This window comes from Paraburkholderia phymatum STM815 (assembly GCF_000020045.1).
GTDB classification, from domain to species: Bacteria; Pseudomonadota; Gammaproteobacteria; order Burkholderiales; family Burkholderiaceae; genus Paraburkholderia; species Paraburkholderia phymatum.
In genome coordinates this window covers 2,553,920-2,578,988 of sequence record NC_010622.1, presented here as the reverse complement: position 1 = coordinate 2,578,988, position 25,069 = coordinate 2,553,920, and the positions used below count along the sequence as shown (strand labels likewise).

Sequence of the window (25,069 nt, the reverse complement as noted above, 5' to 3'; positions counted from 1 at the left end):
GTTACGCTGATGCGTGCGCGAGGCGGCCCGTCCCCGCGTAGGCTTCAGACCTTATTCATGGATCTGCGAGCGCAGCCATGTGGCCGTCAGTTTAATTCCAGCGTCCAAAGCGACCTTCGGTTCCCAGCCGAGTTCTCTTTTCGCGAGTGTGTTATCGAGCACGCTGGCGGGAACGTCGAAAGGACGCCCCGGACGATATGTCCGTTCCACAGGATGTCCGAGTATCGTTTCGATCTTGCCGATGATTTCGTTCAGGCTCGTGCCATAGCCCGAACTGATGTTGAACACGGACTCGTTGCCGTCGTATTGAACCGCGCGGGCGAACGCCTCGGCGACGTCGCCGATGTACAGGTAGTCGCGCGTAACAGTACCGTCGCCCCAGATCTCGAATGGCTGCTTTCTGAGCGCCTTGTCAAGAAAGACGGCGATCGCGCCTTGCGCTGTTTCGACGCGTTGCCGTTCTCCATAAGGATTCGCGACGCGCAGGATGTTTGCCTTGATCCCGTGCTGATACTGGTAGAGCAGCAGGTACTTCTCGATCGCCAGTTTCGTGATGCCGTACGACACCTTCGGATTGGTCGGGTGCTTTTCGTCGATGGGCAGATAGACGGGGTCGCCATACACGGTCCCGCCCGACGAAATGAACACGATCTTCTTCACGTTTTTTGCGACCATCGCGTTCAGCAACTGCAGCGTCGCGACGAGATTGCTCTGGACGTCGTAGATGGGATCGTCGTTTGAGCTTTTCGGCAGCGTCGTCGACACCAGATGCACGACGATGTCGGAGCCGTCGATGGCTTCCGTGACGTCGTGCACGCTGGTGAGATCGCCCGTCATCCAGTGCACCTTCTCGCCGTCATTGAACTGACGATAGGGGTCGACACGCGGACGCTCGAAAACGCAGATCTCGTGGTTGTCGCGCAGCAGTCGATCGACGATGGTCGATCCGATGAACCCGCCGCCACCGAAGACGGTAATTTTCATGCCATTTCCTTATTGTCGAGCGGCGCGGCATGGCGTGGCAGCGGTTCGATCCGGGGCGGCCACGCGAGCGAGAAGTCGGTACGGTCCAACGCCAGGTTCGGACTATAGGCGGGGTCGCTGTTCAACGTATCGCCCCAGCGCGTCTGCATATACTCGACTTCGCGACCAAAACGCGCCACTTTTTCCGGGTTGTCCTCCGCGCCGCGCGTTGCTGACTCGTGATGATACAACTCCGCGAACGGCGTCCAGACATTGCGATAACCGGCATCCCGGACGCGCAGGCAGAAGTCGACGTCGTTGAATGCAACGGTCAGATCGGCCTCGTTCAAGCCGCCTACCTGCTCGTAGATCGACTTGCGGATGATCAGGCAGGCGGCCGTCACTGCGGAGAACGAACTGATGACCGCATTGCGCGAGAAATAGCCGAAGGCGTCGCGCGGGAACAGTCGGTGCGCATGACCCGCCACGCCGCCGAGTCCCGTGACGACGCCCGCATGCTGGATCGTTCCATCCGGGTACAGCAGTTTCGCGCCGACGGCACCGACGCCCGGCTGGAGGGCCAGCGACACCATCTCCTCGAGCCACGTGTCGGTGATCACCTCGATATCGTTGTTGATCAGGCCGACGAGCTCACCGTTCGCGCTGCCAATCGCCATGTTGTTGAGCGCGGAGTAGTTGAATGGCCGGTCGTCGCGAATCACGCGGATGTTGTCGGCGGACTTTAGGCTTTCCAGATAGTCGAGCGTGGCCTGTTCGTCGGAGCCGTTGTCGATGACGATGATTTCGTACGGCGCGTAAGTCGTCTTGTCCTGGATGCTGTCGATGCACTGCTTGAGCAGGCCGACGCCATTGCGCGTCGGAATGATCAGGCTCACGAGCGGCCGATGCTCGGGCAAGCGATAGCGCACGCGATAGCCGAACGGCAGGCCTTCGACGCTGGCGTCGATGCCTTGACGCGCGAAGTGCTCGGTCAGCGCGCGCTCGCCAGCGATAAGGGCATATGGCTTGGCGTCGCCCGATGCGGCCGTGCTGGAAGGGTGCACTCGCCAGTGGTACAGCACGCGCGGAATATGGACGATCGATTTGGCGCCGATGCGCTCCAGGCAACGCAGCGCGACGTCGTGGTCCTGCGAGCCCTCAAGGCCGGTGCGGAAGCCGCCGATTTCATCGAGCAGACGTTTTTGATAGACGCCGAAGTGGGAAATCATATTCTGCGAATAGAACAGGTCGATGTTCATATCGCATTTGAAGTACGGATCGTGGCGACGGCCCATCGGGTCGATCTTGTCTTCGTCCGAGTAGAGCAGGCGCGCGTCGGGGCGACGGATAATTTCCTTGGCCACGAAGTAGAGCGCATGCGGCGCGAGCAGGTCGTCGTGATCGAGTAAGCCGACCCAGTCGGACGTCACCAGTTCGAGTGCGCTATTCGATGCTGCCGAAATGTGGCCATTCTTCTCGCGGAACGCGACGCGGATACGCGAATCTTCGCGGATGTATTGCTCGAGCAGCGGACGGACTTCCGGACTCGTCGACGCGTCGTCAGCAATGCAAAGTTCCCAGTGTGGATAAATCTGATTGCGAACGGAGTCGATGGCTTCGGCCAGCCATACAGGGTCTGCGTTGTAGGTCGGCATGACCACCGAGATGCGCGGCGGCTCGGCCATTGCCGCGATCTCCGATTTCATCGCCGCGATGACTTCCGCGTCGAGCGTGTCGAATTTCTCGATCCACTCGGCGTAATCGCGACCGGGAATCGGACGATTTCCGGCACGCCTTCTCAGCCCGGTCAACCCTTCGCGCCTGAAGACGCCCACGCTTTTCTTCAAGAGCGGATAGGCGCCGTCGCGTCGCACGAGGCCAATAAATCGCTGGGCGAAGTTGACATATCTCTTCATGTTGACCTGGGACAGATGCTATAGGGGGGCCGGACTCGAATCGATGGCTGCACGCTTACTTGTGCCACGTGAGTACGGACGACGCCGCATAGTTGAAGACAGCGCCGAGGATCGCCCCGGCCAGGCCCGCAAGGATCTGGTTCGGCTCGAACTGGACGAGCCAGCTGGCTGCCCCCACGTTTGCAAACGTCCCCAAGCTGCACACCAGATAGAACGTAGCCATGCCAATCACGAATTTTATGCCCTTCAGGCGCCGGTCGCGGTAGGTGAGCTGGTTGTTCAGCACGAAGTTCCACGCCATCGCGACCAGCGTGGCCGTCAATTGCGCGGACGGGAACGCCATGCCGAACGCATGCAATGCGGTCTGCAGCACGGCCAGATGGACCGCAATCCCAGTGGCGCCGACGATCAGGAACATCAGGAAGCGGATCGGCAGGAAGCCGCCCGATAACTTCGAGAACAGCAGCCCCAGATATTCGGCCGTCACCAGCGTATCGAGCTTGGACTCGCCCGCCACGCGCTGACGGAAGTGATAGGGGATTTCGACCGTTTTAAGACGAGTGGGCGTGGACGCGATGATATCGAGCAGGATTTTGAAGCCTTCGTCGGACAGCTTTCCGGCGACGGCGTCCACGCGTGCGCGCGGAATCATGAAGAAGCCGCTCATCGGGTCGCTCACGTCGATGCGCAGGAATTTGCGCGCCAGGTTGGTCGCCTGATTGGAGCCCCATTGGCGGATGGGCGAAAGGCCCTGGCTCGACGCGTCTTCGCCTGCATAGCGGGTACCGATCACGAGATCCGCGCCATCTTTGATCGCCCGGTACATCTTCGGGAGGATCGACTCGTCATGCTGCAGGTCGGCGTCCATCACGGCGACCGTCGGCGCTGCGCTTGACAGGATGCCTTCGATACAGGCGCCAGACAAACCCCGGCGTCCGATCCGGTGGATACAACGAACCCGCGGGTCGCTGTGAGCGATCTGTTTGACCGTTTCGAACGTCTTGTCGGGGCTGTTGTCATCGACAAAGATGACTTCCCAGCGAATATCGGCGAGGACGCGGTCGAGCTTGCGAACGAGCTCGCCGACATTGGCCCTTTCGTTATAGGTTGGGACAACGATGGACAATTCTGGCGCGATCGAATTGCTGGCCCGCGCGGGCGATTGTTGCGATTGCGTGGAATGCATGGAGGGCGATCCCTTGAACACTATCTTTAATTTGGTAAAAGGAGCGATTGAAGTGCTGGCGGTCGGCTGTTCCGCGGGGGTTCTCTCCTCGATTCAGCCCCGGCGCACTGCCGGATTCGCAGGATGCGGGTCGCGCATGCCTTCGGCAGATGGCTCCAGTTTTATAAATGGTGAGTCGTTCTTCTAATTAAATGCGCGAAGCCTTTCCAGGTGGCAACACGCACGACGACGAAGCTGTATTCGGCACGGCAGCGTAGTCGCGATCAGCGCAAGACGGGCGCGGCGGCCGAATGACGGCCGGCCGACCGCCGACCATCAACCGATTTCGGCATGGAGCGGGACATCGGCGGCCTGAATGGACCGGTCCCGGTGTTTGAACAGGATCATGCGCGAACTCATCAGGTTGACGAACATGCCGGCGATGCTGCCCGCAGCGACGCCGATAATCGGGTGCGACGCCGCAAGGGGGTACTTCGATATGGTGAAATAGTAGGCCGAATAATTGACGGCCCCGCCCATCAGCATGAGCAGGAAATAAACAGCGAACTCGGATTTCGCGTCAAGCGACGAGCGCTTGCTCTTGAACGTCCACGCCCGGTTGATGAGCCAGGTCGTGAACGCCGCGCAGACGAACGAGGTCGCGCGGCCGTAGAAAAGGCCAAAATGGCCTTTCGTCAGATAAAGGACACTGGTGTCGACGACAAAACCGATTGTACCGACGACACCAAATGCAAAAATTTCCCTAATAAAGGCGATCGAAAAGAAGCGGGTCATATGCTGGTTGCCTAAGTGGGATATCGACGGCCCACACCGTTTGCGCAAGGAATGCTGCCTTCCGGTCGCACTGCCAAGTGGCGTATGGTACATGAACGCGCAACCGGCGACGAGCGGGTTGCGGCGAGCGCGCCGGGGGCTTGACCTTTACTTCCTTTCGTGTCTGCCGTAGCGGTCGTCGAAGCGGACGATGTCGTCTTCGCCGAGATAAGCGCCGGATTGGACTTCGATCAATTCAAGTGGGATTTTTCCTGGATTTTCCAGCGCGTGGACATTCCCCACGGGGATATAGACCGACTCATTCTCGGTCAGCAGCGTCTCGTGCTCGCCGTTCTGGACGTGTGCGGTGCCCGAAACGACGACCCAGTGCTCTGCCCTATGATGGTGCATTTGCACGGAGAGCTTGGCGCCGGGGTTCACGGTGATGCGTTTTACCTGGTAGCGTGCGCCTTTATCGATCGAATCGTAGCTGCCCCACGGGCGATAGACCAGACGGTGTTGAACGGCTTCCGAGCGCTGCTCGGCCTTCAGCTTTTCGACAATTTTCTTGACGTGCTGGACGTCCTTTTTGTTGGCTATCAGCACTGCGTCGTCTGTGTCGACGACGATCAGGTTATCCAGGCCGACAGCCGCCACCAGGCGGCCGCCCGACGACTGAAGGAAGCAGTTCTGATTGCCGAAGCCGATTACGTCGCCCTTGGTCACGTTGCCGTCGCCGTCCTTGTCGGCCACGTCCCACAGCGCCGACCACGAGCCGACATCGCTCCAGCCCGCATCGAGCGAGACGATCATCGCCTTGTCGGTCTTCTCCATGACGGCGTAGTCGACGGAATCTTCCGGCGACTGGGAGAAAGTTTCCTTGTCGAGCCGCACGAAGTCCAGGTCGTCCTTGGCGGCGTCGAGAGATGCCCGGCAGGCGGCGACCATGTCCGGCGCGAATTTTTCGAGTTCTTTCAGATACACTGACGCGCGAAACAGGAACATGCCGCTATTCCAGAAATACTCGCCGGACGCCAAGTAGGCTCGTGCGGTGACGAGATCGGGCTTTTCGACGAACGTCGCGAGCCGCATCACCTGGCCCTGCTCGCCGGGCGCCGCGCGCAGATAACCGTAGCCCGTTTCAGGAGCGACGGGTTTGATGCCGAACGTCGCCATCGCGCCCGTTTCGGCCACCTCGGCGGCCGCTGCGACGGCTTGATGGAACACCTCCACATCGCGGATCACGTGGTCGGCTGCGAGAACCAGCAGAAGTGGGTCCGAGCCGTCGCGCAGCGCCTGGAGCGCCGAGACGGCGATGGCGGGCGCGGTGTTGCGGCTAACGGGCTCGAGAATGATCGTGGCATCGAGCGAATGGTGCTGACGCAGCTGCTCGGCGACAATGAACCGATGGTCGTCGTGACATACGACCAATGGGCTGCACAGGCCCTCTATACCTTCCAGCCGCTTCAGCGTTTCCTGCAGCATGGTGCGTTCGCCCGTCAACGGCAGGAACTGCTTCGGGAATAGCGCCCTGGAAAGGGGCCACAACCGCGTTCCGGAGCCGCCAGCGAGGATGACGGGCACGATGGGTAGGTTCGCCATGAGGAAGCCTTCAAGCAATAATATTCTGGATCACGCTGAATAAAGCGTGGGAAACGCCGGCCCGGCGTCGCTCTCGCGCGTGGGCGAGGGCACAAATTGCACGCGACTTTACTTCGTCGCCGTTTATTGAGCAAGCGGAAGCGTTTGGCGGAAAGAATGCCGAAATCAACGCTCTGCCAGTTTCTCTCTTGGTTATTTATTGTTTCTTTACGGTAACAAAGCGAAAATCGGGTTGCCGAATCCTCGCATTTTCCGCAAACTTGCGAGTCCGATTTGCCCTACCAAAAATACAGTGTCGCCCACCAGACACGCTGCTTTATCCACATGAACACTACGCGTGAGTCGGGCAACGAGAACGAGGGTCTCTCCGTGTCCCTGGTCGTGTACCGGACGGACCCGCAGCAGCTCGCACAGACACTGAAAAGTCTCGCCGCCGCCTTCGATGCGCTGAAAGAGGCGCACCCGGCATTCAAACTGCATGTCAGCCTCGTCGATAACGGCGGGTCGCCCGATACGACGGCGTCCGTCGAGGATCTGCGCGCGCGCGGCGCAACCTGCTCGATCATTGCGGGACACGGCAACGTGGGCTATGGCCGCGGCCACAACCTTGCCATCGAGGGCGCCACCTATCGCTACTATCTTGTGCTGAATCCGGACATCGATCTTGACCGGAACGCGCTGGTGCGCGCGGTCGATTTCTTCGAAAGCCATCCGGACGTTGGTTTGCTGACGCCGCGCATCGGCGATGAAGACGGCAGCATCCAGTACCTCTGCCGCCGCTATCCGACGCTGCTCGACCTGTTCGTGCGCGGCTTCCTGCCTGCACGCGTGCGCCGCTTCTTCACGCGGCGCCTTGCGCGCTATGAAATGCGCGACGTCATCAATGACCGCGACATCGTTTGGGATCCGCCCATCGTCAGCGGCTGCTTCATGCTATATCGAACGAACGTGCTGAAGCAGCTCGCGGGCTTCGACCCGCGCTATTTCCTTTATTTCGAAGACTACGATCTGAGCCTGCGCACGCACGAAGTCGCCCGGATCGCCTATCTGCCCGCGATGCGCGTGTTGCATCACGGCGGCGGCGCGGCGCGCAAAGGCTCGGCGCATATCCGGATGTTCGTGGCGTCGGCGTTCCGGTTCTTCAACCGTTTCGGCTGGAAGTGGCTATGAGTCATGTGGTCGTGAGCGGGGCGAATGGGTTCGTCGGACGCGCGCTGTGCTGCGCGCTGCTCGACGCCGGTCATCGCGTGACGGGACTCGTGCGGCGTTCGGGCGCATGCGTAAACGGCGTGGCGGAGTGGGTCGACGAGAGCACGGACTACAGCGGCATTGGGCAGTCTTGGCCTGCCGGCCTGACTGCCGACTGCATCGTGCATTTGGCTGCACGCGTGCATGTGATGCACGACACCGCAGCCGACCCTGACGCCGCGTTCCGTGCCACCAATGTCGACGGCACGCTGCGGCTCGCCGCGGCCGCACGGGAGCACGGCGTGCCGCGTTTCGTGTTCGTCAGCAGCATCAAGGCGGTCGCAGAAAGCGACAACGGCAAGCCCTTGCGCGAAAACGATCCGCCGCGTATTGAAGATCCGTATGGCCGCTCGAAGCGCGCCGCCGAAGAAGGCCTCCTGCGACTCGGCGAAGCAACGGGCCTCGAGATAGTCATCGTCCGTCCGCCGCTCGTCTACGGGCCGCAAGTGCGCGCTAACTTCCTGCGTCTGATGGATGCAGTCTGGCGTGGCGTGCCGCTGCCGCTCAGCGGCGCTGACGCGCGGCGCAGCATGGTGTACGTGGGCAACCTGGCGGACGCGCTGATGTGTTGCGCGACCGATCCGCGCGCGGCGCACCAGTGCTTTCACGTCGCGGACAGTACCGCGCCGACCGTCGCGGAACTGGTGCGCGCGCTCGGGCGGCATCTAGGCAAGCCTGCGCGTCTGCTGCCGGTACCGGCTGGCTGGCTGCGCGCGGCGGGGCGATTGACGGGCCGTTCCGCGCAAGTTGACCGTCTGATCGGCGGTCTGCAGCTCGATACGTCGCACATACGCGACGTCCTCGGCTGGCAACCGCCGTTCTCAACCGACGAAGGTCTGGCAGCAACCGCCGACTGGTATCGTTCGACTCACTGAACCGTTCATGCAGATGCAAGATTCACTGATGTCTCCGTGGACTCTATCCCTCGTCGCGGGCGTGGCCGTCTGTGCCTGCGCGGCGATCCTGTACCTGCTGCTGAAGACAGGTCTCGCCTGGCGCCTCGCGACCGATATCCCGAACGACCGCTCGCTCCACGTGCGGCCGACGCCGCGCGTCGGCGGCTGGGGCATCGTGCCCGTCGCGGTCGTCGCGATGCTGCTGATCGCGCCGTCGCTGTGGTTCGTCGGGCTGGCGACGGCGTTTCTCGCCGCCGTATCGCAGGTTGACGACCGGCGCGGCTTGCCCGCGCGCGTGCGTTTCGCCGCGCATCTGATCGCCGTCGTCGCGTTCGTCGCACTGTTTCCGGCTGCGGCGCCGTGGTGGGTGCTGGTCGTGCTGGCATTTTTGATGATCTGGCTGGTCAATCTCTACAATTTCATGGACGGCGCCGACGGCCTCGCGGGCGGCATGGCGCTGTTCGGCTTCGCGGGCTACGCGGCGGCGGCGCTGCTCTCCGATCATCCGATGCCGGAACTGGCACTTGCGTCGCTGGCGATTGCGGGCGCCGCGCTCGGTTTCCTGTTCTTCAATTTTCATCCGGCGCGGATTTTTCTCGGCGACGCAGGCTCGATCTCGCTCGGTTATCTGGCGGGCGCGCTCGGCTACTGGGGCTGGCGCGGCGGCGCATGGCCCGTGTGGTTCCCGGCGCTCGTGTTCTCGCCGTTTATCGCCGACGCGTCGGTGACCCTCGCGCGGCGCCTTGCGCGCGGTGAAAAGTTTTGGCAAGCGCACCGCGAGCACTACTATCAACGCATGGTGCGTTCCGGCGTCGGTCATGCCGGAACCGCATGGGTGTGGTATGCAGTGATGGTCGCCGGCATCGCCCTTGCTTTATTCGCGCTCGGCCGTTCTACGGCCACTCAGTGGGGCATCGTCGCGGGATGGGCCGGCGTGCTGGTCGTCGTCGGAAGCATCGTCGATCTGCGCTGGCGCCGTTTCCAGTCCACACTGTGCAAACAATCCGAGGTATGACGCTGATGCTCAGATCCAAAGCCAGCTGGCTATCCTTCAGCGCTTTTCTGTTCGACCTGGCTGCCGTCGCCGGCACGTGGCTCATCGCCTACGTGATCCGTTTCAACGGCGCCGTGCCTGTGGATTTCCGCGACGGCGCGCTGCACGCGCTCATCTGGGTGCTGCCCGTCTACGGCGTGATGTTCCGCATCTTCGGCCTGTACCGCGGCATGTGGGTGTTCGCGAGCCTGCCCGACCTGATGCGCATTTCGAAGGCGGTCGCAACGGGCGCGTTGCTGGCGATGATTCTCGCCGTGATGATCCAGCCGGTCCCGATCATTCCGCGTTCGGTGCTGCTGGTCTCGCCGCTGCTGCTGTTCCTCGCGATGGGCGGCTCGCGGGCGCTGTATCGGGCGGCGAAGGAGTTCTATCTGTACGGCGGCCTCGTCGCGCAGGGCAAGCCTGTCGTCGTGATTGGCGCGGGCACGGCGGGCGCGATGCTCGCGCGCGAACTGTCCCGTTCGAGCGAATGGCGCCTGATCGGTTTGCTGGATGACGACGTGTCAAAGCAGGGCCGCGAGATTTACGGCTACAAGGTGCTCGGCCCGATCAGCAAGCTGCCGGAAATCGCCGAGGCGATGAAGACGGAGTACGCGATCATCGCGATTCCTTCGGCGCCCGTCGAACAACAGCGCCGCGCGGCCACGCTGTGCGTGCGCGCTGGCGTGCGCGCGATGGTGCTGCCCGCACTGACGGATATGACGGAAGGGCAGGCGTCGATGTCGCGCGTGCGTCATATCGATCTGGAAGATCTGCTCGGACGCGAGCCCGTGCATATCGACACGCCGCACGTCGAAGCGCTGCTGCATGCGCGCGTCGTGATGGTGACGGGCGCGGGCGGATCGATCGGCTCGGAGCTGTGCCGCCAGATCCTGCGCTTCAAGCCCGCCCAACTGATCGCCTTCGATATCTCCGAGTACGCGATGTACCGCTTGGTCGAAGAGTTGCTCGAACGCTTTCCGGGGCTTTCCATCGTGCCGGTGATCGGTGACGCGAAGGATTCACTGCTGCTCGATCAGGTGATGGCGCGCTTCACGCCGCACATCGTCTATCACGCGGCCGCCTACAAACACGTCCCGCTGATGGAAGAGCAGAACGCATGGCAGGCCGTGCGCAACAACGTGCTCGGCACCTACCGCGTCGCGCGCGCAGCGATTCGCCATGACGTGAAGCGCTTCGTGCTGATTTCGACCGACAAGGCCGTCAATCCGACCAACGTGATGGGCGCGAGCAAGCGTCTCGCGGAAATGGCGTGTCAGGCGCTGCAGCAGACCAGCGAGCGCACGCAGTTCGAAACAGTGCGCTTCGGCAACGTGCTCGGCAGCGCGGGCAGCGTGATCCCCAAGTTCCAGCAGCAGATCGCGAAGGGTGGCCCCGTCACGGTCACGCACCCGGAAATCACGCGCTTTTTCATGACGATTCCGGAGGCGTCGCAGCTCGTGCTGCAGGCATCGAGCATGGGTCACGGCGGCGAAATCTTCATTCTCGACATGGGCGAGCCGATGAAGATCGTCGATCTCGCGCGCGACCTGATCCGTCTGTACGGATTCACCGAAGAACAGATCCGTATCGAGTTCACGGGTTTGCGCCCCGGTGAAAAGCTCTATGAAGAATTACTCGCCGACGAGGAAACCACAACGCGCACGCCGCATCCGAAGCTGCGTATCGCCCAGGCGCGCGGCGTGCCCGACAATCTGCTCGACGAACTGTTGCCGTGGCTGATGCAGCATCGCGTGCTGACGGACGACGAAGTGCGCCGCGATCTGCGGCGCTGGGTTACCGAATATCAGCCGACGCTGGCCGCGCCGCCGCTGCGCAGCGTGCCGCCGCCAGCGGGCAAGCGGGCATTGATGTAACGAAAAAGGCGCCGAGGCGCCTTTTTTCATGTCTGTCGCCGGGGGGCCGTTCGGATCGCCAGGCAAGCTGCAGCTTACCTGGTGCTTACCTGGTGTCAGAAGCCTCCAGGAACCGGACGGGCAAGGGTCGTAGAGAGTCGTCGCGCACCGCCATTGGGGATTGATCAGGAATGCCGTCTTTTACGGACCACCAGCCAGCGCGGCACTTTGAATCGCACGATGCTCACGTAGAGCCAAACATACGTCGCTGCAAACACGATCACGAAGCAGAACAGATGCAGCGTGTGCCGCCAGAACAGCGTGGCAGGCACCACCGCGATCAGGCACAACAGCCACAGATACGGCGACGTCAGAGAATTGCGCCGCGTCAGCTCGCGCGCCGTGCGCGCGCCGACGGCCCAGCGCATCAGCCGCTTGTAGACGAGCATGTGCAGATGAACGCCGTCGGGAATCCCGGGCGAGATGCCGCGGATGAACTTTTTCCGGTAGATCGAGAAGCATGTCTCGAAGATCGGGTACATGAACAGCAACACGGGATACCACGCCGACACGTCTCGGTTGCGCATCACGAGCATGATCGACAGTTCGCCGAGCATGAAGCCGATGAAGTACGCACCGCCGTCGCCGAGAAAGATCAGGCCTGCCGGGAAATTCCAGATGAAGAAGCCCATCACCGCGCCCATCATGATCAGCGACGCCGACAGCACGATCGGGTCGTGCACCTGGAACGCGACATAGGCGAGCGACGCAAACATCATGAAGGCGACCATCGACGCGAGCCCGTTGAAGCCGTCGATGATATTGATCGCGTTGGCGAGTGCCGCGACGGCCAGCACGGTCACCGCGCAGGAAATCGCCGCATAGGACAGCAGAAAATCGAGCGGGGGCACACTGATGCGCGTAACGGCGATACCGAGCACGAAGTAGGCGAGCGCGGCGGCGATCATCGTGCAGATGAGCCGCGCGAGTGGCGACACCTTCTTGGTCAGGTCTTCGATCAGGCCCGAACCGAACGCGGGAAGACCGCACGCGACGACGCCGAGAATGCCCGCCGACACGCCCGGATAAGCGCGATACAGCTGGATCGCCGATACCACCAGTCCGATCAGAATGCCCGTCCCGCCGATGCGCGGCACGGGCCGCGCATGGAATTTCTGCACGCCCGCCAGATCGGTGTCCGCAAACGTTTCATGCAAATGCGCATACCGCACGATCACCAGCGTGACCAGTAGTGAAACGATGAAACCGAGCGCGAAACTGAGCATGAAAGTGGGGGCCGGAAAGCAAACGGTGGATTATACAAATGAAACGCAGCGCGCCCAGGCGGGTTGACGGGAAGGCATGTTTCCTCGAAAACGCCGCGCCGTCCCACATGCTATGTCATGGATTCCCCCTATTCGGACGCCGCGACGCGTTGCCGATAGCCATCGATGGGGCTGCCATCCCGGCCAGCCGACTGCATGTCACGGACACTCATGCTCAACAACATCACTATCCGGCAAGGACTGACGCTCGTCATCGGCATCTTCGCGGCATTTCTTCTGATCGTGATCGGCGTCGGCTGGGGCGCGCTGAAAGTCACCAACGACGGCCTGCAGGACGTGCAGCAGTCGTCGGCGGCGATGAGCGCGCTCACATCGAGTTCGGAGAAGCTCTTGCAAGTGCGACTGTCGCTCGGCAGCTACGAGACGCTCTTTAGCGTCGGCAAAGACACGGACGGACTGCTCGCCGCCGCGCACAAGGTGCTCGACTCGTCGAACGAGGATTTCCGCATGTACATGGCCGCACCATTCGGCAGCGACGAAGAGCGTAAGCTCGCGCAGACTGTCGCCGAGGCGCGCACGGCGCTCGTCAATCAGGCAATCGAGCCCGAGCACAAGGCGCTCGTCGACAACGACTTCAACACCTTCCGTACGATCCAGGGGGAAACGGCCGACCGCTTCTACGCCGTCTACGCGAAGGCGATCGCCGCGCTCCAGCGCGCGCAGGCTGCCAACCGCCAGCACGAGGCCGAAAAGCTGAAACAGCGCTTCGTGATTTCGACGGGTCTGTTCATCGCGATCGGCGTGGCCGCCCTGGTGGTCGGCGCGATCGCGCGTGCGGGGTTGTCGTCAGCCGTGGTGAAGCCGGTGAACCAGACGATCCGCCATTTCCGCAGCATGGCCGACGGCGATCTGACGACGGCCGTCAACGTGCGTTCGCGCAACGAGATGGGCCAGCTGCTGCAGGCGCTGTCGCAGATGCGCGACGGGCTCGTCGACACCGTGTCGAAAGTGCGCGGCAGCACGCAGTCGATCACGCTCGGCGCGAACGAGATCGCCGCCGGCAACGCGGACCTGTCGAGCCGCACCGAGCAGCAGGCCGCCGCGCTGCAGGAAACGGCGGCGAGCATGGACGAGCTGTCGGCGACCGTCAAGCAGAACACAGACAATGCGAAGCTCGCGAGCCAGCTCGCGCAAGGCGCGCTCGACACGGTCGTGCGCGGCAGCGACGTGGTCACGCGCGTGACGGAAACGATGGACGGCATCACAACGTCGTCGCGCAAAGTGGGCGAGATCATCGGCATCATCGAAGGCATTGCGTTTCAGACCAACATCCTTGCGCTGAACGCGGCCGTCGAGGCGGCGCGCGCGGGCGAGCAGGGGCGGGGGTTTGCCGTCGTGGCTTCCGAAGTGCGCGCGCTCGCGCAGCGCTCCGGTGCGGCGGCCAAGGAGATTCGCGAGCTGATCGGCGATTCGACGGCGCAGGTCGCGCAGGGTGCGACGCTCGTTGCCGATGCGCGCAAGACGATGGAAGAGGCGATGCACTCCGTGCAACGCGTGACAGGCATCATGAACGAGATTGAAGGCGCGGCACATGAGCAGAGTGATGGCATCGAACAAATCAACAAGGCGATCGGCCAGATCGATGAAGTGACGCAGCAGAACGCGGCGCTTGTCGAGCAGGCTGCAGCGGCTGCGAAGGCGCTCGAAGCGCAGGCAGTCGTGCTGCGCGAGGCAGTGGCGGTCTTCCGACTGTAGCGCCGCACTGCATACGCCTGCTATCCGTGGCGATGCCACAGAGCCTGCCCATTAGGCGTTGTGGGTGACAGGCGAGACAAACACAGAGGTGAAGCACGCTGGTAGTTAACTCGGCGATGTCCGCGCGAACGTTCTTGTGCGCCGGGACGGAGACAGCACCAGGCCAGTAAAGTCGAACGCGTCGAGCGTCACTCCTTCAAGGCCTTCGCTGCGAGTAGCTAGCATCAGGCATGGACTGACATCGCGATGGCCAGCGGCTCACATCAGAGGCGCCCAGATACGATTTGAAGTCGAGCAGGCCTTTTAACGCAGGCATTTAATGGTAATGGCTTTAACGGCTTGACGACTTCCAGTCGACAGTGACTGACGAACTTGTGTGGCGGCGATAAACAGGCTTCGTTGAGTTACAGCAATGATCCAGCGGTGCTAACGTAGGACACGTCGCGCCAGCGAGGAAACTACAGGTGCTCGAACACTCGTCCAACGAGCTCGTCGTAGTTCGCACTTTCCGTGTTGACGATAGCGTCTATCATCTGAGCGAATGCCGTTGTCGGATTCAGTCAGATCCCGTGTGCCGTTGAGAATGGCGGCATCGAATCTCGCTAGTGCATCGATGGGGCGGTCGAGCACTGCAATGCTTTGAACAACGACCAGAGAATTGATTCCTGCGCGAAAAGTGGCAGGCGTGCCGCGGGGAAACTGTTTAACGCGCGAGCGCAATGCAGCGCTGCGGCGAAGCAGGTCCTTTGTCTGCGTAGCCTTTTCCCGGTTATGTGCAAGGAGTCCGTCGCACCGTCTCTTCGTCTTACGCTGTGAATCAGAGCGCTTATGAGATCGGCTGTGCATCGCGACCTGCAAGCAACTTTCAAATGGTGTCAGCACGGATCCGATTGTTTGTGACCGAAAACGATTGCTGCACGCAGCGGCAGCGTGGATCTGAGCAGTCGACTCAGAGTCCGGGGCATATCGACGCGTCGAAAGAAGTGCTTCCAGTGCCAACGGTCAAAGTAATACGTGTCATCGCGCAGGCCCTGTGTAAACCCCCGGGTCCAGGCAGGCATCGATGAAGACGTGGGCGCGTGTCTCGCCATACGAGAAGGCCTCGTCGGGCGACATGAAGTCGATGTCCGCAGGAAGGCTCGCAATCGATGCCGAGTGGGCGGCGCAGGAACAGACAGACCACGAAACGGAATACCGGGACTGTTTCCCGTCGATGGAGACGACGTTGGTGGAAGTGACCGTCAGGTCAATGCTGAAGCCACGATAGGGCGCGCAGGATTGCATTTCCATCTTCGCCCCCTGTCTCCGCTACCGATAGCGTATGAACCACTATACGCGCATTACTGATGTCTGTAGGGTGCAGTGCTCTGCGGATCGACGGCGTGTATCCATGCTCACTGCCGGCATGACGGTTTCAGCCGTTGCTGAGCAACATCCACCGACCGACGCGTGCGCGACGGCAGACATTTGCCGCGCATTTGCGGCGCGACTCCGACAACGGCAGATCATGGGCTGAGCCGCACTGGAGCCGGACTGGACAGACGACAAGGCACTGTGCCACGGGCCCCGCGGCTCCTAAGTCCATCGGGGCGCGATGCGCGCCCAGTGTTAGGTCGGGGGCACGGCGGATGGCCGATCATCGCGGTCACGGTCGAGCATGGCGTCGATGAAGGCACGGGCGCTGCGATCCGCAGATGAGATCGCGATGCTTTCCGTGGGGTACGCAGCAGGGTCGGCGAACATGCCCATCACACCTTTAACCGGCCTTAATCCGCGCACGTGCCATGTGACATGGCACGTGGCGGTCAAGGCGTCAGATGATCGCGAAATCCGTTGCTGTGTGCGTGCTTCAATAATGAAGCCGCGGTATCTCCCAATGATGTGAGACTTCATAATTTGTGCAGGTGACAGGCGTTGACGTCAGCATCTGGGCCGTCGGCCTGAAGCAGGAAAAAACATCCTTCGGAAGCCGATTGTGGACCATGCGTGGTGGTGCCGCTCGTGACGTGAGACCGGAAAAGCGCAAAGGACAGAATCCTAACATCGTATGGACGGATATCGCACGCGGGCTTACCCGGCGATGATGGCCATTAGCCCCTAAGTTTGGGACATATGACGTGCCGATCGGTCAGATGTCTGTACTCTCGTGGACGTAGTCGTCGTCGTTGCGCGATGCACTCCAATCCTCATCGGCGCACCGATGTGACGAGGGCCCCTCGCCAGGCGCAAGAATATCTGTCGTTATTGGGGTCGGTCCCGCCTGCGAAGCGTTAAGAAATGCAATTTCGCGCTACTGAACGCCGCCCGGCAAAGGCGGCCATTGAACGCGGCGAGGTCGGCCTGCGAGCCGGGCGTACGCAGGCGTTGACACATCACGCCGCGCGTCGCCTGCGCGAGGCGGGATTCACTATGTAACGCACGGCGAAATCAGAGACGGACGGAAAGGGCAGCAGGCAAAGACTTGAAAGGACCAGGGTGCCCATTTTCTTGCGCAGACCCCAGAAGGGATTTGCAATGACCGTGTGCAAATAATTCCCGGACTCTTTCAAAAGCCAGTGCCAGCGGCTCGCGAGCGGGGCATGGTAGACGCACGAACAGAACCTCGCTTTTTCGATGGCGAAATCGTGACATGTAGACGGCAGCACCACGCCAATCCGCTTTGCCGCAATCTGTCGGAGCATGGACCAGCGCTCATCGAACGCTTGCGAGACCTCCCCGTAGTCCTCTGAATTGGCGAAGCTCGCATCGCTCGCGCTGTTCTGGTGGATACGGTAGCCACCCAGCGAACAGGGGATGCTTGCGACCCGGCCCTGTAGCGCTACGCCGTAGATCGCGTAGAAGTCTGCGCCGTACCGGTTGAACTTCGTGTCAGGCACCGGGAATATGCGCTTCAGTGCGCTGACCTGGTACACGTGGCCGGATGCCGGCGGAGAGGGGTAGAGCCAGCCTTGGGCAAGCAGATCGCCACATGTTTCAGGGGGATCGGAGTGCGGCACGTGCGTGCCTGTGTGCCGTCCCGCGCCGTCCATTACATCAAGGCGAAACTGTGCCTTCGCGTAGCCTCGATCCATGACTTCCACGGCTCGCGATACCGCTGTTGGGTACAGAACATCGTCGGCATCGAGCATCACAGCGTAGCCGGACTCCAGCAGGGAGATGGCGCAGTTGTACGCAGACCCCTGGCCTCCGTTACTCTTGAAGACGGCCGCGATGCGCGAGCCGTAGCTCTCGATGACGCGGCGTGAGCCATCGGTGGATCCGTCGTCGATGACCAGCACGCGAACGTGTGGGTAGTCCTGCGCCAGCGCTGAATCTATCGCCGCACCGAGGAAGCGTGCGTAGTTATAGTTGCATATGACGACGGTTACCTGATTCATCGCTCTCGTGCCTTAAAGGAAGGAAACGTCCACATAAAGCCGCACCACACGTGAAATGCGGTAACGAGTCTCCTGCAGCCGGGGGCGTGCGCCACACGGCTGTTTTTCGGCACGCGCTGCAATGTCAGCGCGAACGATGCTTGTAATAATGTGCTTTCCTTCCGACGACCAGCAGATCTGAACAATCACAACTGTTGTCGCCGCTCGTTACCTACGCTACACGATGCGGCCCGGACCGGTCGTACTTCTGGCTCAATCTCGTGCGGTTATGTCCCGAACTGTTTACCCGGTTACAGGAAGATAACTACTCGCAAAGACGAACGGCACGGGCTCACGCGGAGCAGAGTCGTCTCCTTCCGCGATTACGCCGCCGGACGCTTTTTTGCATCCGGATAGTCAGTGTTCTTTCGGGAATGTGTGGTCTGGCAATAACGGATTGCGCGCCTCGATTTTCCGTCGACCCAGGCGGCGATCTGGACTATGTGCGTTCGCAGCACCACATGGCTGTCTGCCATCGCCGCATCACGCTAGGCGGGCACGGGCGTTGAGGTCGTGTGGCCGTATCGATGCTGAGGGGGCGTCGCTCGGGAACGGAGGAAGACACGCGCGCGCGGGAATCAATGATCATTCTGCCGATAACCACCGGTGACAATTGCTCGATGCCTGGTGATCGATTCACGGGGATAGCGCGGCGAGAAGGTACGTGTCGCAGCAGACGCCCCGAAGTCCGATTTCCTGGCCACGGACGACCGCAGTAATTGGAAGGTGTGGGGTCACGTGGCAGCTGGTAAAACGCTGACCATTCGCATACGTACAGGATGACGCGATGCGGGGTTGCGGTCGTGGCGGTCCGGCGTGTTTGTTGGACCAGCACACAGGTGCCTGAAGAGAAGCAATGAGTCGGGATTCCTCACAACACGTTTTGCGACTTGCTTGATGCCGGCCTGAGCGTAACGCTTTCGCCTGACGGCGTGGTGTCTGTCGATCTAATCCGCGCTCTGGCCAGTGCGGCGCTCGAAGCACCATATAGGCGACTTCGATCGCCGCATCCGGCCGGACTGGCACCGCCTGGCGCTAGCTTCCCGTGCGCCCGTACCGGTCGTCGAAGCGCACGATATCATCCTCGCCGAGATAACCACCCGATTGGACCTCGATGATCTCGAGCGGCGTCTTACCCGGATTCTCCAGCCGGTGCAGCGTGCCCAGCGGAATATACGTCGACTGGTTCTCGGTGATCAGGAACGTTTCGTCGCCGCGCGTGACGCGCGCGGTGCCGCGCACGACGATCCAGTGTTCCGCGCGATGATGATGCATCTGAAGCGATAGCTGGCCGCCCGGTTTCACGACGATCCGCTTCACCTGAAAGCGCTCGCCGCGATCGATGGAGTCATAGCAGCCCCACGGCCGCTCCACCTTCCGATGTACCTTCGCTTCCGTGTCTTTCGCGGCGTTCAGCCGGTTCACGATCGCCTTGACGTCCTGTACGCGGTCCTTCGCGGCGACGAGCACGGCATCGGCTGTCTCGACCACCACCACACCCGTCACGCCGACGCACGCGACGAGCCGTCCTTCCGAATGTGCATAGGTGTCCTTCGACCCCTCGAGCAGCACGCGCCCGCGCGCGACATTGCCTGCATCGTCCTTTGCGCTCACGTCCCACACGGCGTCCCATGCGCCCACGTCGGACCAGCCGGCCGTGAGCGGCACGATGACGCCCGTGAGCGTCGGGTTGTCGCCGATACGCTCCATCACCGCGTAGTCGATTGAATCGCTGGGGCAGTCGGCAAACGCGGCATGGTCGATGTGCAGCGTGCCGTCGCCGTCGAGCTTTGCCTGTTCGTACGACGCCTGGCACGCGGCAGCGATATCGTGCCGGCATGCTTCGATGGCCGCGAGCCAGACGGATGCGCGCATCACGAAAATGCCGCTGTTCCACCAGTACTCACCCGATGCGACATACTGTTCGGCCGTTTGCTGTGCGGGTTTTTCGACGAAGCGCTCGATGGTCCGCGCCCCGCGGCCGTCGGCGGGTGCGCCCGTCTTGATGTAGCCGTAGCCTGTTTCGGGACGCTCGGGTGGCACGCCCAGCGTGACGATCGCATCGTGCAGCGCATGCTGGATGGCGTGCTGCAGGGTGGCCACGAAGGCCTGCGAATCGGCGATCAGATGATCGGCGGGCATCACGACGAGTACGGGATCTTCGCCCTCCGGCGCAGCCGCCCGTGCGGCCAGCGCAGCCACCGTCAGGGCGGGGGCGGTATTGCGCGGCGCCGGCTCCAGCACGACGCGGGAATCGCTCGTGCAGCGGTCGAGCCGTTCTTTCGTGGGCAGGCGCAACTCCTCGCTGCAGACGACGAGCGTCGGCTGCGTTCTGATGGCATGCGGCGCGGGCCGCTCCCGTGTCGGCGCGCTCAGTCCCAAGGTTCTGCGCAGCGTCGCTTCGAGCAGCGATTCCTCGCTTGTCAGCCCGATCAGTTGTTTCGGGCACTGCTCGCGCGACAGTGGCCACAGGCGCGTGCCCGAGCCGCCAGCCAGGACGACAGGTTGAACGACGCAGGCAAGCTGCGTGTCGTGCGTGAGCGCATCCGGCGAGACTGCTTCTGCAATGACGTTCATTTTTCCTCCGAAGACGCCGGTCGGGGGCATGACCTGGCGCCGTTACGTCTGGCAATTGGACCAATCGTTACGCAGAATTTCTGTGCGTCCGGGCACAAAGAGCCGGGAAGGCAGGCGCGAATGGTCGCGCTGGTGCGGTTCTACATTGCCTGGTCGGGCGGCCGATGCGACGCCTCTTTTGCCTCTCCTCTTTTGCCTCCGCACATCGCGTGCCGCGCCGACACACACCGCTTCCAGATGTCTGGGTCTGCAAAACCGGGCCGCCTTAGGCATGTCGGATCTTTTTCGCACAGTGCTAATCGCCCGGATGGTGCCCTTATTGGACCAAGGTCCAATACTGGTCGCTGTCTGTCAGGCCTATTCTGAGCGGGTTGATTTCTCCGGAGCGTTTCCGTGACAACGTCAACGGCCCGCTATGGATACTGTCCGTCCGTCACAGGCGGATACCTGCCGACGACGCGTCAATGACGCAAGCCTGCGCGGCCAACGGACGCCCCGGGTGCTGATCCTGCGAATGTGCTCCCGCCCGTCTCCACAATCTGTTGCCAGCAATGCGGCAGTGGAGAAATCACATGCTCAAAAGACGTCAGTTTCTCGGTTGCCTGACGGCGCTCAGCGGCACCTATGTTCTCGGCGGATGCGGGGGCGGCGGTTCAGACGCTGGCGCGGGTAACAACGATGCGCACGTCGTCACGGCCGCAAGTTCGGGCACGTTTTACGGTATCAACGGACACTACGACTATCGATACACGCCTGCCCAGATCGTCACGATCATCAAACGCATCGGCTGCTCGACGTATCGGCTGGGCTGCACGGACGACCCGACGCAGCTGAACGCCGTCATAAAACTCGCGCAGGCATTCCAGGCGGCAGGGCTGACGCTCTTCGTGCTCATTGATCTGAGCATCTATGACAGCAACCGCGTAATGTTCGCGAACGAAACGGTGGCGTACAACCGCGGACGTTCATGTGCGGCAACCGTCGCTGCCGCGCTCGCCCCGTATGGTGTGACGATGTACGAGTGCGGCAATGAACTGACACGCGCAGGCGACATCATTCTCGACCCTGCCAACGCAGGCACGAAGGCCGCGGACTTCAACAACACGAACTGGCCTGTGATGCGCGGCATCATTCGCGGAATGATCGATGGTGTGAAGTCCGCGCAACCCGCGGCGAAGTGCGGCGTCAATTTCACGGTTGCCGATATCGGCGCATCGGACGCACTGTGGAACGGCATGCAGCCCGATGGTTCGAGCGGTCATCCGACCGTACGTTGGGACATGACGACATGGCACAACTTCGAAGTCTATGGCGACATCCTCAACATCGGCTCCGACGGGGCTGGCCCAAGGTTCGATCTGCCTGCCTACTGCCAGGCGCACTATGGTGTGCCGTTCCTGCTCACCGAGTGGAACACGGGCCCCGAAAAGACGCAGGACTATCGGGCGACTTATATCAGTACGCGGCTTGCCAGTTATTTCGCGGCCAGAAAGTCGAAGAACATCCAGTCGGTGATGTACTACGAGCTCGATAGCGGAGACGAGACCTTCGGCCTGATGATTGACGGCAGCCTGTTGAAGCAACCATACGATGCCTTCACGAGTTTCATCGCGGGGCACCCTGACACTGCCTGACTAACCGTTTCGCGGCATTCGGCAATGCTGTTGATCTGACCGGCGGCGTGGAGCCGGGCAGCCATCGACTCGCACCGTATCTGTTCCGCTTACCTCACACGATAAGGCGCTTCATTACCCGCAGGCACATTGACGACACGCTTGACGTTGATCACACGGCGCAGCGCGCGCTGCAACGGCTTGTCAATGTAGCGATAAACGGCGCACCCCAACACGGAGGCCATCACGATCGCAAGGGTCACGCCCGCTGGCGAGCGAAGGTCGAAACCATGTGCGACTTTGGGAAGGAGCTTGCGCATTCCCTCGACGACGAACGGGTGGCTGAGATAGATCGCATAGCTCGCATCGCCGAGATACAGCAAGCCGCGCGTGAGCGCATTGTCCGTCACAAGGCTTTCGAGACTCAACGTGCTTAGCAGCAGCAGGCAGGTCGGCAGGCCATTTCCCACCAGTTGCGAGACGTCCGGCCATGCCCGTTCGATCCAGGTCATCAGCAGGTACATGCCGACGGCGCCCGGCGCCGCGAGCGCGACGGGAACGCGCACGCCTTTCTTCCACGCATACCATACGGCGAACCCTAACGGAAATTCGAGCATCCGGTCGTAAGCAAGGACCTCGACGGCCGCGTGGTCTGAATGCGCGAGATTCGCGGCCACGAAGAGCCCGGCCAGTAGTAGCGTGATCGCCGCGAGTACGAACGAGAGATGCCGACGGAACCACCACAGCGCAAGCGCCGATGCCGCGTAGAACAGCATCTCGTAGTTCAGCGTCCAGCCGACGAACAGCATCGGGAACACGTGGCCGCTTTCTTTCCTGTATGGAATGAAAAGGAGCGACTTTAGTAGTCCAGGGACGTTGGCGGTCGTCGAATTGAAAAGATCGGGCCGAAGCAGGGCGCTGAAGAACACCAGCAGCGTCGCGAGCCAATAGAGCGGCACGATCCGCACGACGCGGCTGACGACGAAGTCGCGTACGCTGACCGTGCTCGCTTCGAGCGCGAGTGCAATCACGAAGCCACTCAGTACGAAGAATACGTCGACGCGAAACTGTCCGAACACCTGACCGTCCTGTATCAGGACGTGGTGCACGACGACAGTCGTCGCTGTCACCGCGCGTAGGATCCGTATTGAATTTAGCCGGCGCATCGCTCACCCATTGATCAGTCAGTCACACCTGGCGCTCTGCCCGAGGCGTGTATCGTGTCTCTAGCGGTCTGCTTACGAAGTCGTGCATCGCTGCTTCCGCTTGGCTCGGTCACCGGGGACGGATCTGTCGTGCGATCGAGGTACTCAAAGATACGAACGTGGAGCGTATCGAAGTCGAATCAGCGCCTGGTTCCGGGCGGTGAAGCGGCAAACAGCACACGAATGGCAGCGCGCGACGGCCCATTGGCGGATGGTAGTATTTGCGCGGAGACACTACCGTTCGGTGCCGTACGGACGCCCGAGTGGCAAATTCGCCCGACACGGACAGATAGCTGCTTACGCAACCAGTGAGATTGGACGAACCTCGACAGCGGATTGAAAGCGTCTGGCAATACCGCGGCGCAGGGAAATGGCAGATAGCGCGAACGGCCGGCGACAACAACCGGGCGAGCCGGCGATGGGAACACGAAGATTCGCTGGGAAGCGCGCAGCGCTGGCTCGACGGGATCGGTGCGCCATGCACGTCGATAGCGGCGCGTGCGTATCACCGGTGGATGACTTAACCGATCGCGTCTGCGTCTGACAGATCGGCGCCACCCGCATCCGGTTCGGCGGGCAACATGCCGTTGCTACGCAGCGCCGAAATCACCTCTTCAAGGGTTGCGTCTTCAAGCAAACGGCGGCCTGCGGCCATGCGTTGCACGTTGGTGGCATCGATGCCGCGTTGGAGAGCGGTGGTCTGTGCTGCAATGTAGACGGCCATCCCATACCCGAAGCTCCGGGCGAGATCGTCGTTAAAGAAGTTACGCGTGTTCATTTTCGGCGCTGTCAGGCAAGTTTTACCGTGTCGAATGCCCGGGGGCGATCGAATCCGCACATTTTACGATACCCGCGAAAAATGCATGGGATGTAAATGTCGGTCATAGCCGGCTTCTCGGCCGCCACAGGAAAAACTTGAGGAAAGACGGAGGCGAGGCGGCAGGCAGCGGCATCGCGGAGGTACGCTACCCGTTCGAGGTGATGGTCAGGTTGGCTTTGCCAGTCACCAAGGCGGTGCGGCGGCGGATACCGTTTTTGTCATACCGGTTATCGCCGCATGGCAGTGTGCTATGTCGTGCGCTTTTCCGCTGATTGCCTGACGGGCCCGGTATTGAGTGGCACGCGTCCGGGAAGGCGGAGTCAAGACGGCCGTGGACGTGATCGCGAAACATTCCGCCAACCGGTCGCAGTGAGCCCTGCCTGGGGCTGGGATGCCGTCGCAATGACGAGCATCCCGCACATTCATCCTGGCGCGTTATTCGAAGCCGCGCGGATTCTGCGCCTGCCAGCGCCAGTGGGTCCGCACTTTACGGCCACGCGTTAATTACACCGACGAACGGTTCGCGGAACAGCATCGTCACGGGGAGGCTGGCAAGCATTTCATCGACGGCGGGCCGTGACGCCTCCGGCGATGCCGATCCGCGTCTGCGCTAGCTACGGTCGACATTGAGCAAAAGCGTATTGACGTATTGCCATTTGCCGAAGAGGTCGGGGCCGAAATAACGCGCCAGCACGCCGCTGGTCACAATCGCTACGTCGATCTGCGTCAGGCGCTCGAGCCCAAGCCAGACAAGGTTTGCGACAGCGCGTGTGACGTCGGGATTCGCGAAACGCTTAAGCACCGGCATCCGCATGATGTCCGGACGCACGCGGCGGGCACGGGAGGTGCATGTAGTCCTGAAATTGGCGTGCCCGACCGATGCGGCGACTGTATGAGCGCGGGGCGTCTAGGCGTTGGAGTGGCGCCAGTAAGGCGTTGCTGAA

Annotated in this window: 18 protein-coding genes and 1 pseudogene; 6 read left to right on the top strand and 13 right to left on the bottom strand. The window is 61.7% G+C overall.

Annotated elements, in window-relative coordinates; all coding sequences use genetic code 11:
• Positions 1 to 51: 51 nt before the first annotated feature.
• From BPHY_RS11675 to BPHY_RS11655, 5 genes are all read right to left on the bottom strand, one after another.
• Positions 52 to 984, bottom strand: coding sequence for an NAD-dependent epimerase/dehydratase family protein (locus tag BPHY_RS11675; protein WP_012401678.1), 933 nt, complete (start codon positions 982 to 984; stop codon positions 52 to 54).
• Entirely contained in the window at positions 981 to 2,879 is a 1,899-nt protein-coding gene (locus BPHY_RS11670) for a glycosyltransferase family 2 protein (RefSeq protein ID WP_012401677.1), read from the bottom strand. The genes BPHY_RS11675 and BPHY_RS11670 overlap by 4 nt, the downstream gene beginning before the upstream one ends.
• Positions 2,880 to 2,934: 55 nt before the next feature.
• A complete protein-coding gene (locus BPHY_RS11665) occupies positions 2,935 to 4,065 on the bottom strand; it encodes a glycosyltransferase family 2 protein (RefSeq protein ID WP_012401676.1) in 1,131 nt (376 codons plus the stop codon).
• 315 nt (positions 4,066 to 4,380) lie between these two features.
• On the bottom strand, positions 4,381 to 4,839 hold the full coding sequence (locus tag BPHY_RS11660) for a GtrA family protein (protein ID WP_012401675.1): 459 nt from the start codon (positions 4,837 to 4,839) through the stop codon (positions 4,381 to 4,383).
• 147 nt (positions 4,840 to 4,986) lie between these two features.
• Positions 4,987 to 6,420 carry a mannose-1-phosphate guanylyltransferase/mannose-6-phosphate isomerase gene (locus tag BPHY_RS11655; RefSeq protein WP_012401674.1) on the bottom strand — a complete coding sequence of 478 codons (1,434 nt, stop codon included), beginning with the start codon at positions 6,418 to 6,420 and terminating at the stop codon, positions 4,987 to 4,989.
• 324 nt (positions 6,421 to 6,744) lie between these two features.
• Here BPHY_RS11655 and BPHY_RS11650 point away from each other — a divergent pair, with 324 nt between their 5' ends.
• The 4 genes from BPHY_RS11650 to BPHY_RS11635 are packed head-to-tail and all read left to right on the top strand — an operon-like array spanning position 6,745 to position 11,474.
• On the top strand, positions 6,745 to 7,590 hold the full coding sequence (locus BPHY_RS11650; RefSeq protein WP_012401673.1) for a glycosyltransferase family 2 protein: 846 nt from the start codon (positions 6,745 to 6,747) through the stop codon (positions 7,588 to 7,590).
• Positions 7,587 to 8,543, top strand: a complete 957-nt coding sequence (locus BPHY_RS11645) for a UDP-glucose 4-epimerase family protein (protein ID WP_012401672.1) — start codon at positions 7,587 to 7,589, stop codon at positions 8,541 to 8,543. The genes BPHY_RS11650 and BPHY_RS11645 overlap by 4 nt, the downstream gene beginning before the upstream one ends.
• 7 nt (positions 8,544 to 8,550) lie before the next feature.
• Positions 8,551 to 9,579, top strand: a complete 1,029-nt coding sequence (locus BPHY_RS11640; protein WP_012401671.1) for an MraY family glycosyltransferase — start codon at positions 8,551 to 8,553, stop codon at positions 9,577 to 9,579.
• Positions 9,580 to 9,584: 5 nt separating this feature from the next.
• Positions 9,585 to 11,474: a polysaccharide biosynthesis protein gene (locus BPHY_RS11635; RefSeq protein WP_012401670.1), complete on the top strand. Its 1,890-nt coding sequence runs from the start codon at positions 9,585 to 9,587 to the stop codon at positions 11,472 to 11,474.
• A 164-nt stretch (positions 11,475 to 11,638) separates the two neighbouring features.
• On the opposite strand, the gene BPHY_RS11630 is transcribed toward BPHY_RS11635, so the two are convergent.
• Positions 11,639 to 12,739 (bottom strand): MraY family glycosyltransferase, encoded by a 1,101-nt coding sequence (locus BPHY_RS11630; protein WP_012401669.1) that lies wholly within the window; start codon positions 12,737 to 12,739, stop codon positions 11,639 to 11,641.
• 210 nt (positions 12,740 to 12,949) lie between these two features.
• On the opposite strand from BPHY_RS11630, the gene BPHY_RS11625 reads away from it, so the two are divergent.
• Positions 12,950 to 14,494, top strand: coding sequence for a methyl-accepting chemotaxis protein (locus BPHY_RS11625; protein WP_041763570.1), 1,545 nt, complete (start codon positions 12,950 to 12,952; stop codon positions 14,492 to 14,494).
• Positions 14,495 to 15,511: 1,017 nt separating this feature from the next.
• Here BPHY_RS11625 and BPHY_RS39400 read toward each other — a convergent pair.
• The 4 genes from BPHY_RS39400 to BPHY_RS11605 all read right to left on the bottom strand — a co-directional run bounded on the left by BPHY_RS39400 (position 15,512) and on the right by BPHY_RS11605 (position 20,487).
• Positions 15,512 to 15,784: a hypothetical protein gene (locus BPHY_RS39400; protein ID WP_083775853.1), complete on the bottom strand. Its 273-nt coding sequence runs from the start codon at positions 15,782 to 15,784 to the stop codon at positions 15,512 to 15,514.
• Positions 15,785 to 16,102: 318 nt separating this feature from the next.
• Positions 16,103 to 16,237: a hypothetical protein gene (locus BPHY_RS43830; RefSeq protein ID WP_279612529.1), complete on the bottom strand. Its 135-nt coding sequence runs from the start codon at positions 16,235 to 16,237 to the stop codon at positions 16,103 to 16,105.
• 629 nt (positions 16,238 to 16,866) lie between these two features.
• The gene (locus tag BPHY_RS11610; RefSeq protein WP_012401665.1) at positions 16,867 to 17,871 is read right to left on the bottom strand and encodes a glycosyltransferase family 2 protein; all 1,005 of its coding nucleotides are present in this window, start codon (positions 17,869 to 17,871) and stop codon (positions 16,867 to 16,869) included.
• Positions 17,872 to 18,945: 1,074 nt separating this feature from the next.
• On the bottom strand, positions 18,946 to 20,487 hold the full coding sequence (locus tag BPHY_RS11605) for a mannose-1-phosphate guanylyltransferase/mannose-6-phosphate isomerase (protein ID WP_012401664.1): 1,542 nt from the start codon (positions 20,485 to 20,487) through the stop codon (positions 18,946 to 18,948).
• Between the two features lie 572 nt (positions 20,488 to 21,059).
• Between BPHY_RS11605 and BPHY_RS11600 the strand changes: the two genes are divergently transcribed.
• On the top strand, positions 21,060 to 22,121 hold the full coding sequence (locus BPHY_RS11600; RefSeq protein ID WP_012401663.1) for a hypothetical protein: 1,062 nt from the start codon (positions 21,060 to 21,062) through the stop codon (positions 22,119 to 22,121).
• Positions 22,122 to 22,210: 89 nt separating this feature from the next.
• Here the strand turns inward: BPHY_RS11600 and BPHY_RS11595 are convergent, their stop codons facing one another.
• The 3 genes and pseudogenes from BPHY_RS11595 to BPHY_RS41705 all read right to left on the bottom strand — a co-directional run.
• Complete coding sequence (locus tag BPHY_RS11595) at positions 22,211 to 23,266, bottom strand: acyltransferase family protein (RefSeq protein ID WP_012401662.1); 1,056 nt, start codon at positions 23,264 to 23,266, stop codon at positions 22,211 to 22,213.
• A 559-nt stretch (positions 23,267 to 23,825) separates the two neighbouring features.
• On the bottom strand, positions 23,826 to 24,083 hold the full coding sequence (locus BPHY_RS11590; RefSeq protein WP_012401660.1) for a hypothetical protein: 258 nt from the start codon (positions 24,081 to 24,083) through the stop codon (positions 23,826 to 23,828).
• A 535-nt stretch (positions 24,084 to 24,618) separates the two neighbouring features.
• A pseudogene (locus BPHY_RS41705) lies at positions 24,619 to 24,927 on the bottom strand (hypothetical protein); the annotation flags it as partial.
• Positions 24,928 to 25,069: the final 142 nt, after the last annotated feature.

What these genes read in the sequence shown, in the direction of transcription:
- BPHY_RS11675 (WP_012401678.1), bottom strand. Translation starts at nt 984, where the DNA reads ATGAAAATTACCGTCTTCGGTGGCGGCGGGTTCATCGGATCGACCATC.
- BPHY_RS11670 (WP_012401677.1), bottom strand. Translation starts at nt 2,879, where the DNA reads ATGAAGAGATATGTCAACTTCGCCCAGCGATTTATTGGCCTCGTGCGA.
- BPHY_RS11665 (WP_012401676.1), bottom strand. Translation starts at nt 4,065, where the DNA reads ATGCATTCCACGCAATCGCAACAATCGCCCGCGCGGGCCAGCAATTCG.
- BPHY_RS11660 (WP_012401675.1), bottom strand. Translation starts at nt 4,839, where the DNA reads ATGACCCGCTTCTTTTCGATCGCCTTTATTAGGGAAATTTTTGCATTT.
- BPHY_RS11655 (WP_012401674.1), bottom strand. Translation starts at nt 6,420, where the DNA reads ATGGCGAACCTACCCATCGTGCCCGTCATCCTCGCTGGCGGCTCCGGA.
- BPHY_RS11650 (WP_012401673.1), top strand. Translation starts at nt 6,745, where the DNA reads ATGAACACTACGCGTGAGTCGGGCAACGAGAACGAGGGTCTCTCCGTG.
- BPHY_RS11645 (WP_012401672.1), top strand. Translation starts at nt 7,587, where the DNA reads ATGAGTCATGTGGTCGTGAGCGGGGCGAATGGGTTCGTCGGACGCGCG.
- BPHY_RS11640 (WP_012401671.1), top strand. Translation starts at nt 8,551, where the DNA reads ATGCAGATGCAAGATTCACTGATGTCTCCGTGGACTCTATCCCTCGTC.
- BPHY_RS11635 (WP_012401670.1), top strand. Translation starts at nt 9,585, where the DNA reads ATGCTCAGATCCAAAGCCAGCTGGCTATCCTTCAGCGCTTTTCTGTTC.
- BPHY_RS11630 (WP_012401669.1), bottom strand. Translation starts at nt 12,739, where the DNA reads ATGCTCAGTTTCGCGCTCGGTTTCATCGTTTCACTACTGGTCACGCTG.
- BPHY_RS11625 (WP_041763570.1), top strand. Translation starts at nt 12,950, where the DNA reads ATGCTCAACAACATCACTATCCGGCAAGGACTGACGCTCGTCATCGGC.
- BPHY_RS39400 (WP_083775853.1), bottom strand. Translation starts at nt 15,784, where the DNA reads ATGGAAATGCAATCCTGCGCGCCCTATCGTGGCTTCAGCATTGACCTG.
- BPHY_RS43830 (WP_279612529.1), bottom strand. Translation starts at nt 16,237, where the DNA reads ATGTTCGCCGACCCTGCTGCGTACCCCACGGAAAGCATCGCGATCTCA.
- BPHY_RS11610 (WP_012401665.1), bottom strand. Translation starts at nt 17,871, where the DNA reads ATGAATCAGGTAACCGTCGTCATATGCAACTATAACTACGCACGCTTC.
- BPHY_RS11605 (WP_012401664.1), bottom strand. Translation starts at nt 20,487, where the DNA reads ATGAACGTCATTGCAGAAGCAGTCTCGCCGGATGCGCTCACGCACGAC.
- BPHY_RS11600 (WP_012401663.1), top strand. Translation starts at nt 21,060, where the DNA reads ATGCTCAAAAGACGTCAGTTTCTCGGTTGCCTGACGGCGCTCAGCGGC.
- BPHY_RS11595 (WP_012401662.1), bottom strand. Translation starts at nt 23,266, where the DNA reads ATGCGCCGGCTAAATTCAATACGGATCCTACGCGCGGTGACAGCGACG.
- BPHY_RS11590 (WP_012401660.1), bottom strand. Translation starts at nt 24,083, where the DNA reads ATGAACACGCGTAACTTCTTTAACGACGATCTCGCCCGGAGCTTCGGG.